This is a genomic window from Mammaliicoccus vitulinus (assembly GCF_029024305.1).
In the GTDB taxonomy this organism is placed as follows: domain Bacteria; phylum Bacillota; class Bacilli; order Staphylococcales; family Staphylococcaceae; genus Mammaliicoccus; species Mammaliicoccus vitulinus.
On record NZ_CP118974.1, the window covers coordinates 2,317,299 to 2,330,939 of the forward strand.

Here is a 13,641-nt window from a genome sequence, read left to right on the forward strand (position 1 = left end):
TTATCTATCCTGCTTCCTTTTTCATAAACATTTTATAAAATGCGTGCGCTGACACATTACGTAAACGCTCCACATTTAACGCAATTATGATAAAACCTATAAGCTGCATAGGATACGTAAAAATCATATCAGCTAAAATATAATTTATCATTATAAATATACCAAAAAGTGCTGCATAATACTGTAAGAAACCAAGGATTAGCGCTAGTCCAATCATGATTTCTCCGAGCGGAATCACCCATTCCCATAATGTCGTATATGGTGCAATGATATGCTCAAAAAACTGCTTATACCATGTCGGTGAGTCTTCGTTTTGAGCAATGACTTTTGTTAATCCTTCTAAACTAAATCCTCCAGTTATTTTTTCATAACCTTGCATTAAAATGATAAAGCCACTTATAAAGCGAACAATTAAACATAAGATTTGAAATATTTTCTTCATGGCATACTCCTTTAAATAAAGTTTAAGGGAAACCCAGACTTTCTGAATTCCCCTTAGCAATTGATTTTATTTTAATTTAGCACTTCCAAATACGACATGTGCCTTTTTACAATAAATCGTAACTTCATTATATTTAGATGTATCCATATCTTTTAAATCAAAAGTCTGTTCCATCTTGTTATAATCGACTTTATCGATTTCCATGCCTTTTTCAACGTCCCCATCTTTCGTTAAGTAAACATGTAAGTCAGGTCCTTTAGATGATTTAAAATCTGTAAGCATCAATTTATGATCTTTAATAGTTGCCTTACCTTCTACCATTTCATCATTCATAGATTTAAACATGCCAGACTTCATCATATCTTGATCTTTCATGTTGTCTTTATTCATGTCTTTATCTTTCATTTCACTTTTATTGTCCATCTTTTCATCTTTGTTCATGTCGCCATCTCCACAAGCACCTAATAATAACGTTGTAGTTAACGCGAATGCTCCAAATGTAGTTTTCGTTAAATTCATATCACACATCTCCTCTTTAGTTGATAACTTAAGTGTATGTGCTATGTGGTCATTAAACCATTAGCTGTTTATTAACTACTATGAACTCATTATTAATTATTTAATGCTATAATTTTTTCAGGATTTGAATAACTGATAAGTACTTTTTGAACCATGTTAATAAATAAACCTGTCTCTACTACACCAATAATAGAAATTAAATCTTGATTTAACTTTTCAGGGTTATGAATCTCTTTAAAATCACAATCTAAAATATAATGACCGTTGTCGGATAAGAATGTACCATCTTTACCTACTCTTAAAGTAGCCTCACAACCTAGCGCTTCAATTTCACGAGCCGCCACTTCCCATCCAAAAGGAATCACTTCAACAGGTAATTTAAACTTACCTAGCGTCTTAACATATTTAGATTCATCAACAATAACGATAAATTGATCAGTGGCATTAGCTACAATTTTCTCACGTAAAAGCGCGCCGCCCCCACCTTTAATCAATTGGAAGTTACCATCAATTTCATCAGCACCGTCAATCACAATATCTAAATGACTCACTTCAGAAAAATCAGTAAGTGGAATACCATACTGCTGAGCCCATTTAGCCGTCTGTTCAGAAGTAGGAATCCCTTTTATATTTAAGCCATCTTTAACACGTTCACCTAGCCTTTGAATCGCATAATACATCGTCGAACCAGTACCTAATCCAACTATCATATTATCTTGAATATCATTAACCGCTTCATGCGCAACCTGTTCTTTAAGCTTATCTTGATTCACGCTTAACACCTCATTTAAAATAAAAGCTATATAAAATTCAGTTTAACATAATGTGAAATATGTGTAGTTATATGGTGTTTGACTCAGTTAAATATGGCAATGAGTTGGAGTCTTGGATTGAAGGGATGATTGGGTATACAGAAGGATGGTCTTTGGATTGAAGGAGGATTGGAGTCTTGGATTAACTTTGGACTTAACTCACGACTTCGGCAATGTCTGTACTGAACCCAAAAAGTTGAACTTTTTTAGTATGATATTTGAAAGGTTTGTTTCCTGAATTTTTTAGGAGATAAGCCTTTTAATTTTGATTTGATTCTTTCATTATTATAAAAATGAATATAACGATGTATAGCTTGTTCTAGTTGCTGAAAATCTTCGAATTCTTGACCATAATACATCTCTTGTTTAAGTAGTCCGAAAAAGTTTTCCATAACTGAGTTATCTAAACAATTACCTTTTCTAGACATACTTTGAAATACTTTATTTGCTTTTAATAATTTAGTGTATTGCGAATGTTGATAATGCCAACCTTGATCTGAGTGTATCGTTAAACGATAGCTTAAATCTGGACGCATAGCTATCATTTCTTTTAGTGGATTGATGACAATCTCTAACGAAGGACGTTTTGAAATTTCAAAACTAATAATCTCCGAACTATATAAGTCCATAAAAGGAGATAAATATAATTTTTGGCCATTCTTCAACTTGAATTCTGTAATATCTGTCACTATTTTTTGAAAAGGGACATGTGTTTTAAATCTACGATTTATTATATTTTTAGCGACCTTACCAACTTTACCTTTGAATGATCGAAATTTACGCCCTCTATGCGTAAATTTCGAACAAGATAACCCTAATTCTTTCATTAATCTTCTTACTTTTTTATGATTTACTTTGATACCTCTATTACTTAAATCTTGTGTAACTCTTCGATAACCATAGGTATAATTAGATTCCTTACATATTTCTTTTATTACTTTAATCAGTTCATCATCTTTATTAGGTTTATTGAACTGATTTATCCAATAATAATATACAGATTTAGCTAATTTAGCGACTTTGAATAAAATACTCAATTTTATATTAAGTGTTTCGTGTAGTTCCGTAATGATCTTTACTATTTCTGATTTTTGCTTCCGTATATGTCGGTCAAGGCTTGTAACTTTTTTTGATAAGCAATACCTGCCTTTAACGTTTCAACTTCATTGCGAAGTCTTTCGAGTTCTTCACGTTCATTTTCATTTAGAGATGAATTTTTATTATCAGTTTCCGAATATTTTTTATCCATATTGATAGACCGTCCCTTTTGTTTATTAGCTAGATCAAGACGACACTTTTCATCAAATTGATGTTGCCAATTGGCAACCATTATAGGATTAATAATCTTAAAATGATTAGCTGTTTCTCGATAAGACAACATATTTTCTTGTCTAAATTTTATAACAGATAATTTAAATTCGCTAGTATAAACAGTGTTTCTTCTTTTTTCTTGTAAGCCATCTTCTCCAAACTCTTTATATTGATTGACCCATATTTGAATGACAGATGAACTGGAAATGTCATGTTTTAAGGTAAGTGCTTTATAACCTGATTGACCATCTAAGTACTCTTTTACTAATTTTAATTTAAAGTTAAAATCATATTTTTTTCTCATAAATAATGCACCCCTATAAGCTAGATTTGAGGTTCAACTTTTGGGGTGCACATCAGTCTTGGATTAACTCCGGACTTAACTCACGACTTGGACATTTTCTTGGATTAACTTCGGACTTAACTCACGACATGAGCTATGTCTTGGATTAACTTCGGACTTAACTCACGACATGAGCATTTTCTTGGATTAACTTCGGACTTAACTCACGACTTCGCCTTTGTCTTGGATTAACTTCGGACTTAACTCACGACTTCGACTTTTTCTTTGATTAACTCCGGACTTAACTCACGACTTCGGCAAAGTCTTGGATTAATTTCGGACTTAACTCACGACTTCGGCTTTTTCTTGGATTAACTTTGGACTTAACTCACGACTTGGACATTTTCTTGGATTAACTTCAGACTTAACTCACGACTTGGACATTTTCTTGGATTAACTTTGGACTTAACTCACGACTTCGGCTTTTTCTTGGTTTAACTTCGGACTTAACTCACGACATGAGCAATGTCTTGGATTAACTCCATACTTAACTCACGACTTACGTTCATAATAAAAAAGCTACCATAAAGTCGATTCGACTTTATGGTAACTTTTAGCTGTATTCTTATTTTCAATTCTTACTTAGTGTTTGATGCTTTTTCGTCAGTTCTTGGTAATGGATAAAATCCTGCGTTGAACTGTTTCCATAATGGTTCTGGTAAATCATGTTTATCTGTTCTTTCTGGATCGAATACTGAAATGATTTCATCTTCTTTACCTTGTTCAATTTTTGAAACAAATTGATGATCAAGTAATAATTCTCTTCCTAATGCAATTAGCGGTGAACCTGTTTCATAAGCTGCTAATGCATCGTCTGCTGTAAAGATTGATCCGATACCAATTAAAGGCACACGTCCGTTAATCCAATCTAATAATAATTTCACACGTTGTTCACCTTTGTACTGTCCTTCTCTTGTTGTTGAGTGGATATCCATTAATGATACATGTAAATAATCGATTGGTTGTTCTGACAATGTTTTAACGAGTTTTTCAGTTAATTCCATAGAGATACCTGGAGATTCTACTTCTTCAGGAGAAAAACGATATCCTACAATAAAGTCTGGTGAAGCATGTTCACGCACAACTTTAGTAACAGCATCAATAACTGCTAATGGATATTTCAAATGGTCTCCCCATGCATCTTCTCTTCGATTGTAATAAGGGGAGAAGAATTGGTGAATTAAGTAATGGTTAGCACCATGAATTTCAACACCATCGAAACCTGCTTCAATTGCTATTTTAGTAGCATTAGCAAATGATTCAATTGAATGTTCTATTTCTTCAACAGTTAATGCACGGGCTACATGTGGTTCTTTTTGACCGAAGCCTCTTACTTCAACTTCACTTGGAGCAGCCACTTCACCAGTAGGCGTTAAACCTGGTAATGACATTGCACCACCGTGATGAATTTGGATTAAAGCTTTCGCACCATTTTTCTTCATCACTTCAGCTTGTTTCGTTAATCCTGGAAGATCTTCTTCTTTAGATACTGAAGGTTGCCCTGGAAAAGCTTGTCCAAGAGGTTCAACATAACTTGCTGCAGAAATAGATATTCCTACATCTTTAGAACGTTTTTCTATATATGGTATTTCAATGTCAGAAATTGTACCATCTTCATTTGAAGATACATGCGTTAAAGGTGCTAAGACAAATCTGTTTCTAACTTCTACACCATTAGGTAATTTTAAAGACTTAAATAAAGGTTCGTATTTTTCATTCATTTTAATAAATCCTCCTTATGAAGTAACACTATACCACCATAAGAATTTAACTTGCCAATTAAATGCTTATACTTTTAGTAAGAAATAGAATCCCTCCATACAAAAAGCACTTCGACTGATTTCGAAGTGCTTTGTTTCATTTATTTTTCTTCTGCTACTTTTTGGTTTGAACGTCTTTGTAATAACACGCCCAACACGCCGATAATGATGATGATTGCAATGACGCCTGCAAGTCCTAAGAATTTCGCTATATATCCTATAACGATTCCTACTGCTAAGAAGTCTGTATCTGAGAATGTAGTGGATGCTGCGCCTAAATCTCCCATAAATGCCAGTAATAATAGTGGCAAGAATGTCACTAAAATACCATTTAAGGCTGATCCTGCTATTGCACCTTTTATACCGCCTCTTGCGTTACCGAATACACCTGCTGTTGCTCCTAAGAAAAAGTGTGGTACGACGCCTGGTAAAATAACGACGCCTCCTATTAAGAACATGATCAACATTCCGATAACACCTGTTACGAAACTTACGAAAAAGCCTATTAATACTGCGTTTTGTGCGTATGGGAATACGATTGGGCAGTCTAATGCTGGTTTCGTATTTGGTACAAGTTTCTCTGATATACCTTTAAATGCTGGTACGATTTCAGCTAAAATCAGTCTTACACCTGTTAAAATAATAAATACACCTGCTGCGAATGTGACACCTTGAATAACGGAGAACACGATAAAGTTTGTACCGTCACTTAATTCTGTATGTACAAAGGTTGGTCCCGCAAATAATGCAGCAATCACATAAAGTACGATCATTGTTAATGAAATACTTATTGTACTTTCTCTTAAAAAGCTTAAACCTTTAGGAAACTTAATATCTTCTGTTGATTTTGATTTCCCAGAAAATAATTTACCTATTTCACCTGCTGCCCAGTAACTTACTGTTCCAAAATGACCGATTGCTACTTGATCAGAGCCAGTGATTTTTTTCATTGTTGATTGTCCAAGTGCTGGTAAAACTGCCATAATAAGTCCTAAAATAATTGAACCTACAACGACTGTCATTGTACCTGTTATATTACCTACTGTTAACAGTATTGCTAGAAAAGCCGCCATATAAAATGTGTGATGACCTGTTAAGAAGATATATTTTAAATTTGTAAATCTTGCGATCAATATATTAACTAACATCCCGAACATCATAATTAAAGCTGCTGTAGTTCCATAATCTTTTAAAGCAATTGAAATAATGGCTTCGTTATTCGGAACGACCCCTTGAACACCAAATGCTTCTTGAAACATTTTTCCGAATGGTTCTAATGAATCTGTAACAACGCCTGCTCCAGCACTTAATACAAGAAAGCCTAATATTGTTTTAATGGTACCTGATGTAATATCTGCTGCTGATTTTTTCTGTACAATTAAACCAATTAATGCAATAAGTGCTACTAGTATAGCAGGTTGACTAAAAACATCTACAAAAAATCCTAGTATTGAATTCATGATGGTGTCTCTCCTTCGTTTATAAAATGTTCAGTGCTTTTAATTTTTCTTCAAGTTTATTTTGCAATTCTTCTTTGTCTAAAATGTTATCTAAAACGATTACTTCACCTAATCTTTGAGCATTTTCTTCTAAATCTCTCCCACAAATAAAGATATCTGCCATATCAGGGCTTGCTGACATAATGTCGCTATGTTCAACTTTAACATCGGATGGCGCTTGTAAATTTTTCAACGCTTCTTGTGCATTCATTTCTACCATGAAACTACTTCCTAAACCATGTCCACAAACTACTAAAATTTTCATATTAATCATTCTCCTTAAATATATTTATAATTTCTGATTTACTATTTGCCAAAATAAGTGACGCAACTGTTTCTTTATCGCTTAATATCGTTGCCAGTTTTTTTAAAATTTCGAGATGCGCTTCATTATCGATCGCACTTAATACGAATACTAATGATGCGTAATGACTGTTATCCGAAAAGTTAATATGCTCTTCTAGCTTCAATAAGCTTAATCCTACTTTATGAACATTGTCATTCGGTCTCGCATGCGCAATGGCAATTTCTGGTGCAATGACAATGTAAGGTCCCATATCATGCACACTTTTGATCATTGATTTGACATAATCATCATTAAAATAACCTTCTTGCAATAATGGTGCTGCTGCCACTTGAATACTTTCTTCCCAATTAGCAACTTTTTCTCTTAACTGTATATGTTCTTCCTTTATAATTTGGGTCAAATTTAGACACCCTCCTCATTTTGACTTACGGTTTTTATGAGTTGCAATATTGTTTCTTTCTGACCTGCAATTAATTCATTTCTATATTCTTCATTCATAATTATTCGACTTAACTGACCAAGCGCATTCAAATGAATTTGAGGTTGGCTTGTCGCAAGTATGACCACAACTTTCACAGGATCAAACCGATCATGTCCAAATTCAACGCCATTTTCAAAGTGTGCGATAGACATACTTACAGGGACATTTACATTTTCAAAATTAGAATGAAGTAATGCAATATGAGGTCCGATAACCATATAAGGACCAAATTTATCTAAATGATCGATAATTTCATCACCATATTGTTCATTAACATGTCCAACATCCACTAAAGTTTGAACACTCGTTTTGATAGCTTCATCTCTGCTTGAAACTTTTACATGCGTTTGAATATGGTTTTCAGGTATGACATTTTCTAAACTCGGACCAACCGTTTTAAAGCTTGAGATATATCTTTCTCTATAATCATTAATCATTTGATTGATTTTACTTCTATCTTCCTTCATTAAAAATGGTGAAACTTCTATGGTCGGTACTGAAAAGCCATCGACCGGCACAGTAGAAATAATATAATCGACTCCATGAGATTTTAGAAAACTTTCCGAAATATCATAAATTGAAAAAGCATCTAAAATTTCTAATTCAGGATAAATATTTTCGATGCGACTTTTTAATAACTGAGAAGTCCCAACACCCGAACCACATAACAAGATAACTTTAATTTGAGTCGGTTCCTCATTAGACAATCGTTCTATTGAAGACGCAAAATGTAACGCTAAATATGCAACTTCATCTTCATTAAAAGTGACTTGATAAGCTTCTTCCAATATCCCAACTTGTTGTTTAATCGCTAATACAAGTTCGGAATACTCCTTTAGAATTTCTTCTTTCAATGGATTGGAATGCGTCATATCAAAAGACATTCTATGGATGGCCGGCTGTAAATGTGTAACAAGACCTGTAAGCAGTTTATGATCATGTATAAGTGGCATGCCTATTTGAGCACTTACTTTTTGAATGAATAAACTTGCTAAATTGGATAGATTTTGTTGAGTTTGTTCTTGATGAAATTTATTGACCCTAGCCCCTAATAAATGCAATGTGATAAAAGCAGCTTCACTTTTAGGAAAAGCTATATTAAATACTTTTTCTAATTCGGCAGTAATTTGAATGGCTATATTAAAAGCATCTGTCTTGCTCAATCTTTCATACTCTTCATCGGGAATATCAAAAACAAATTGCTTCTTCGCGCGATGAATCGCAATAATAATGTGATATATTAAACCATCAATACCGACTTGAACCAGTTGGAAATCTTGATCATTTATAGTTGTAATAACAGCACGTCTTATTTTTTCAAGTTCATCTTCAGAAAAAATTTCAATCCCAATTTGAGCTGTAGATTTACGGAAATACTCATTAACCACATTGGCATAAGCTTCTCTTAAATATTTTTCATTACCTTCAATGACAAATCCTTTGTTCTTTTTATACTCTAGAACAAGCGTATATTCCTCTAACCAATGCTGCACAGACTTCAAATCATCAACAACCGTACGGCGTGATACATTCAGAATGTCAGCTAAACTTTGAGAACTAATAGGACTTGAAGATTCAAACAACCTTAAAATAATCTGTTCTTTTCTTTCATTTTTAGAATAATGAATGTCCAACTCAACATTCGACACTTCATTATCATTTTCTTTTTGTGATAATTTGACGCCTAAACTCTTATTTCTCTCAACATCAATATTCAATTCACTTTTAAAAGATTCAATAAACTCCAAATCATATTGAATCGTCCGTTCAGTAACTTGAAATAAAGATGCCAATTCGGAAATGGTTACGAAGCCTTTCTCAGATGATAAATAAGACAATATGTTTCTCTGTCGTTTACTAAGCAATCAAATAACCTCCCTAAATCTATTGTAAGCGTTTGCTCATAGTTGTAGATGTGTAATCTACTTCGTTTTATAATCCGAAACATTTCACATCAATGCAAATAATTAGAACTTTAAGCATATTGGACGCGGATGGAACTCATGATTTCAGGGGTGGACTGGAGGAAATGAGGAGTTGGTGGATGGGGTCAGGAGTGAGTTTATTCCACAGTTAATCCAAGACATTGCCCATGTCGTGAGTTAAGTCTGGAATTAATCCAAGAAAAAGCCCATGTCGTGAGTTTATTCCACAGTTAATCCAAGACATCGCCCATGTCGTGAGTTTATTCCACAGTTAATCCAAGACATTGCCCATGTCGTGAGTTAAGTCTGAAGTTAATCCAAGACATTGTCCAAGTCGTGAGTTTATTCAGGAGTTAATCCAAGACATTGTCCATGTCGTGAGTTTATTCCACAGTTAATCCAAGACATTACCCATGTCGTGAGTTTATTCCCAAGTTAATCCAAGACATCTTTGTACATACTTAAACAATCAAAATTGTACATTATTAAATTTTCGTTTCCAGCCAGTCTTGCAACATTCAGCATATACTTAAAAGAACAAACGAAAAAATATAAAGAAAAAGCATCACTTCGTTACTCAACGAAGTGATGCTTTTTTAGTACCATTTAATTTATGCATGATTTTTATTAAAGCGACGTGTATATTCTTTAAAAGTGATAAAGCATTTATTTTTTTCATCATAAAGTTTATATTTTAAAGATTCTAGACTATCTTTAAGCGTAATTGTCGTTGCATGGTGTAATGGTGGTGTCTTTTCATGTGCTTGTTCTAATTGATAGTTTGGAATTCTTGGGCTTAAATGATGCACATGGTGATAACCAATATTACCAGTCATCCATTGAATGACTTTAGGTAATTTATAATAAGAACTACCTTCTATAGCTGCTTTTACATAATCCCATTCAGATGCTTCTTCAAAATATGCATCTTCAAATGTATGTTGAATGTAAAACAACCATATACCTAACATACCTGCTATAAATAGCATTGGAAGGAATACAAGCATAAATGGCGTTGCGCCTACTAAGAAGAACATGCCGACATAGAATAATAGTAATACAATATTATGAATCCACGTATTACGTTTTTCTTTCGGCTTAGCATCTTTAGCGTTCGTTCTATTTGAAATAAACATCAAGAATATAGGACCTAGTATAAACATCACAAATGGGTGTCTATACATACGATATTTGAACTGAGTAAATTTAGAAGCATCACGATATTCTTCAATCGTCATAACCCAAATATCTCCAATACCACGTTTTTCTAAATTACCACTACTCGTATGGTGAATGATGTGTTCTCTACGCCATTTTTCATAAGGGAAAAATGTCATAAGACCAGTTATATTACCTAACAAATCGTTGTTCTTTTTCTTGCTTAAAAATGATCCATGGCAACAATCATGGAAAATAATAAATGTTCTAATTAAAAATCCCGAAGCTAACACACCACATAACAATGATAATGACCAATGTATTTGATAGCTTAAAAATCCAGCGACTACAAGTGCAACTAACGGAATTAATGTATTTATAATTTGAATTGTACTTTTCTTTAGATTGTTATTTTCAAATGGTTTCACCATTTTCCGAAGCAACTTTTTCTTTTCTTTTTCGATGATTTTTCACTTCCCTTTATTCAATAAATATAGAAAAAGGAAGCACCTGAACGAATCAAATTCTTCCATCTCTATTACTTATAATATAGCATAATGATACACTTTACAAACGATATCCATCAAATAAAAGTGAAATTTAATCACAAAATTTTATTTTATTTTAATAACAATTTGTTACTTGGTCATAATACTTGATGAAAACCTTGTTACAAAAGGATTTCATGCGAAATTTACACTAATATTTTGGGAATTTATTACTTTTTAATGATTGTATTCCAACTCATAATCATTCATCTCTGAATTGTCGTTCTTAGAGCGCTTATTCTTTTTTATAAAAAAAAGGAATTCTTCTGCAAGAATTCCTTCGAACTTTATTTTAAACTTACCACATAATATCTTTTACAGTGTCGTCGTTTAAGGCTTTTACGATTTCAGCTACTAATTTTACTGCATTTAAATAGTCATCTTTGTGCAGGATAGATACGTTTGAGTGCATGTAACGTAATGGCACGCCTATTGAGATTGTTGGTGTACCTTCGTTTGCTACGTGGATACTACCTGCATCTGTACCGCCACCGGTAATGTTATCCCATTGTACATCTATGCCTTTTTCTTTTGCTACGTTTTTAATGAATTTTCTAAATCCTACATGACCAATATTTGTTCCATCCATAAGTAAAACAAGTGGACCTTCACCTAATTTAGTTTCATGATCTTGACCTTTCATGCCTGGTGTATCATATGCGATACCTACGTCTACTGCGATTGATAAGTCTGGTTTAATTTTGTTTGCTGCTACTTTCGCACCACGTAAACCGACTTCTTCTTGTACAGTCGCACCTGAAACTAAATTAATGCCAAGTTCGTCATTATTAAGTTCATTTAATACGTCTACACTTAACGCACAACCAAAGCGGTTATCAAATGCTTTTGCCGTCAAGTAGTTACCATCTCCAAGTTCTTCAAATTCAGAGTAAGGTGTAACCATGTTACCTATTTCAACGCCTAATTTTTCAACCGCTTCTTTATTATCAACACCTAAGTCGATAAACATACTTTTAATGTCTACAGGCTTTTGACGCTCTTCTGGACTTAATACGTGTGGTGGTTTAGAACCAATAATACCTCTTAATTCTTTACCATCATCTGTCGTAACAGTCACTTTTTGAGAAAGCATGACTTGGTTCCACCAGCCACCAATTGGCGTGAATTTAAGGTAACCGTCATCATCGATACGCGTCACCATAAATCCGATTTCGTCTAAATGTCCTGCTATTAAAATTGTTTTAGAAGCATTTTTAGCATTCTTTTTCCCGAAAATGCCTCCTAAATTATCTTCTATAATTTCATCACTTATAGGCTCTAGATATTCTCTCATTTTAGATTTAACATTGTATTCAAATCCCGAGATACCATTAATGTCTGTAAGTGTTTTTAGTAATTTTACTGAATCCGCCACTTTAAATCCCCCTTATATATATTCAACACTTTTATAATATCACGCTCTTTTAAAAATGTATCTTAGAAAGGTTTAATTTAATTGATTTTTCAGTATTTTAAAAGAATTGCTTAATTTAACTTATATTACAAAATATTCTCCTAAAATGTGGCAGAATTTTTGCGCCGACTCCTGCGGGAAGAAGGAAGTGGCTGAGACCGAGGCTCAGACCTTCCCCTAGGAAAGCGTGCGCAAAAAAACTGCCAACAAGTTCACTTTAAGTGACTTTGTCGACAGCACTTTTAAAATCATTATAGTGTAGGACATTTATGTCCTAAACGCTTACTATCATTTATATTTATCTATTTTTATCATGACATGCTACCCATCTCATCACGATATATTTCATCATTCATTTCTTGCATTTTTTGTTCCACATTGGTAATTTCAATAGAACATTCTTTTAATTTTTCTTGATATTGTTCAGTTGATACACGTGGATTTTTATATCTTAATTTATGCTCTAAACTTGCCCACATATCCATACCAATTGTACGAATCTGAATTTCGACTGGTATTACTTTCACACGTTCAGCTAAAAATACCGGAATAGATACAACTATATGCAGACTTTTATACCCATTTGATTTCGGGTACTCTATATAATTTTTTCTTTTTAATAACTTCACATCAGCTTGTCTAAGCAATAACTTTTCGATAGTATAAACATCTTCAATATAGTTACAAACCACTCTTATACCAGCAATATCTTGAATATTTTCTTTTGCTGATTCAGCATTTAATGGAAATCCTTTACGTTTTAGCTTTTTAATTAAACTTGGAAATTCTTTAACACGCTTTTCCATATGATGGATAGGATTATGTTTATAAGCAACTTGAAATTCATCATCTAAGATTTTCAATTTGGTACCTATTTCTTCCAGAGCAGCAGCATAATTATGTTGTAACTCTACAAAGTTAAACAACTCTTCTAAAGCTTGTTCCGATGACTGAACATATTCAATTTCACCTAAATTATTCGTAAATTCCTTCTTTAATTCCTCTAAATTGATAGTTGGTTTTCTTTCTATATACATAGATATTCTCCCTTATATTTTTAAATAAAAATATATATTCTCCGCTATTAAGTATATCATTTAGAAGTTTTCTATTAAAGAAAGA

13 protein-coding genes are annotated in these 13,641 nt (G+C 33.2%); all 13 read right to left on the reverse strand.

What is annotated here, in order from left to right:
* Positions 1-4 precede the first annotated feature (4 nt).
* The gene (locus PYW35_RS11590) at positions 5-442 is read right to left on the reverse strand and encodes a DoxX family protein (protein ID WP_103323197.1); all 438 of its coding nucleotides are present in this window, start codon (positions 440-442) and stop codon (positions 5-7) included.
* 66 nt (positions 443-508) lie between these two features.
* A complete protein-coding gene (locus tag PYW35_RS11595) occupies positions 509-961 on the reverse strand; it encodes a DM13 domain-containing protein (protein WP_103323198.1) in 453 nt (150 codons plus the stop codon).
* Between the two features lie 92 nt (positions 962-1,053).
* Positions 1,054-1,734 carry a ribose-5-phosphate isomerase RpiA gene (gene rpiA / locus PYW35_RS11600; RefSeq protein WP_103323199.1) on the reverse strand — a complete coding sequence of 227 codons (681 nt, stop codon included), beginning with the start codon at positions 1,732-1,734 and terminating at the stop codon, positions 1,054-1,056.
* A 245-nt stretch (positions 1,735-1,979) separates the two neighbouring features.
* A complete protein-coding gene (locus PYW35_RS11605; protein ID WP_204107879.1) occupies positions 1,980-2,876 on the reverse strand; it encodes an IS3 family transposase in 897 nt (298 codons plus the stop codon).
* Positions 2,852-3,388: a helix-turn-helix domain-containing protein gene (locus PYW35_RS11610; protein ID WP_103323507.1), complete on the reverse strand. Its 537-nt coding sequence runs from the start codon at positions 3,386-3,388 to the stop codon at positions 2,852-2,854. The genes PYW35_RS11605 and PYW35_RS11610 overlap by 25 nt, the downstream gene beginning before the upstream one ends.
* A gap of 617 nt (positions 3,389-4,005) precedes the next feature.
* The gene (locus PYW35_RS11615) at positions 4,006-5,148 is read right to left on the reverse strand and encodes an NADH-dependent flavin oxidoreductase (RefSeq protein ID WP_103322870.1); all 1,143 of its coding nucleotides are present in this window, start codon (positions 5,146-5,148) and stop codon (positions 4,006-4,008) included.
* Positions 5,149-5,288: 140 nt separating this feature from the next.
* Positions 5,289-6,647: a PTS ascorbate transporter subunit IIC gene (locus PYW35_RS11620; RefSeq protein WP_103322871.1), complete on the reverse strand. Its 1,359-nt coding sequence runs from the start codon at positions 6,645-6,647 to the stop codon at positions 5,289-5,291.
* A gap of 19 nt (positions 6,648-6,666) precedes the next feature.
* Complete coding sequence (locus PYW35_RS11625) at positions 6,667-6,951, reverse strand: PTS sugar transporter subunit IIB (RefSeq protein ID WP_103322872.1); 285 nt, start codon at positions 6,949-6,951, stop codon at positions 6,667-6,669.
* 1 nt (position 6,952) lies between these two features.
* On the reverse strand, positions 6,953-7,393 hold the full coding sequence (locus PYW35_RS11630) for a PTS sugar transporter subunit IIA (RefSeq protein ID WP_103322873.1): 441 nt from the start codon (positions 7,391-7,393) through the stop codon (positions 6,953-6,955).
* A 2-nt stretch (positions 7,394-7,395) separates the two neighbouring features.
* Positions 7,396-9,339, reverse strand: coding sequence for a BglG family transcription antiterminator (locus PYW35_RS11635; RefSeq protein ID WP_103322874.1), 1,944 nt, complete (start codon positions 9,337-9,339; stop codon positions 7,396-7,398).
* A 671-nt stretch (positions 9,340-10,010) separates the two neighbouring features.
* The gene (gene desA / locus PYW35_RS11640; RefSeq protein WP_213017707.1) at positions 10,011-10,988 is read right to left on the reverse strand and encodes a Delta(5) desaturase DesA; all 978 of its coding nucleotides are present in this window, start codon (positions 10,986-10,988) and stop codon (positions 10,011-10,013) included.
* 415 nt (positions 10,989-11,403) lie between these two features.
* Positions 11,404-12,480 carry a M42 family metallopeptidase gene (locus PYW35_RS11645; protein ID WP_103322876.1) on the reverse strand — a complete coding sequence of 359 codons (1,077 nt, stop codon included), beginning with the start codon at positions 12,478-12,480 and terminating at the stop codon, positions 11,404-11,406.
* Positions 12,481-12,830: 350 nt separating this feature from the next.
* Positions 12,831-13,556 (reverse strand): GTP pyrophosphokinase, encoded by a 726-nt coding sequence (locus PYW35_RS11650; RefSeq protein WP_103322877.1) that lies wholly within the window; start codon positions 13,554-13,556, stop codon positions 12,831-12,833.
* Positions 13,557-13,641 lie beyond the last annotated feature (85 nt).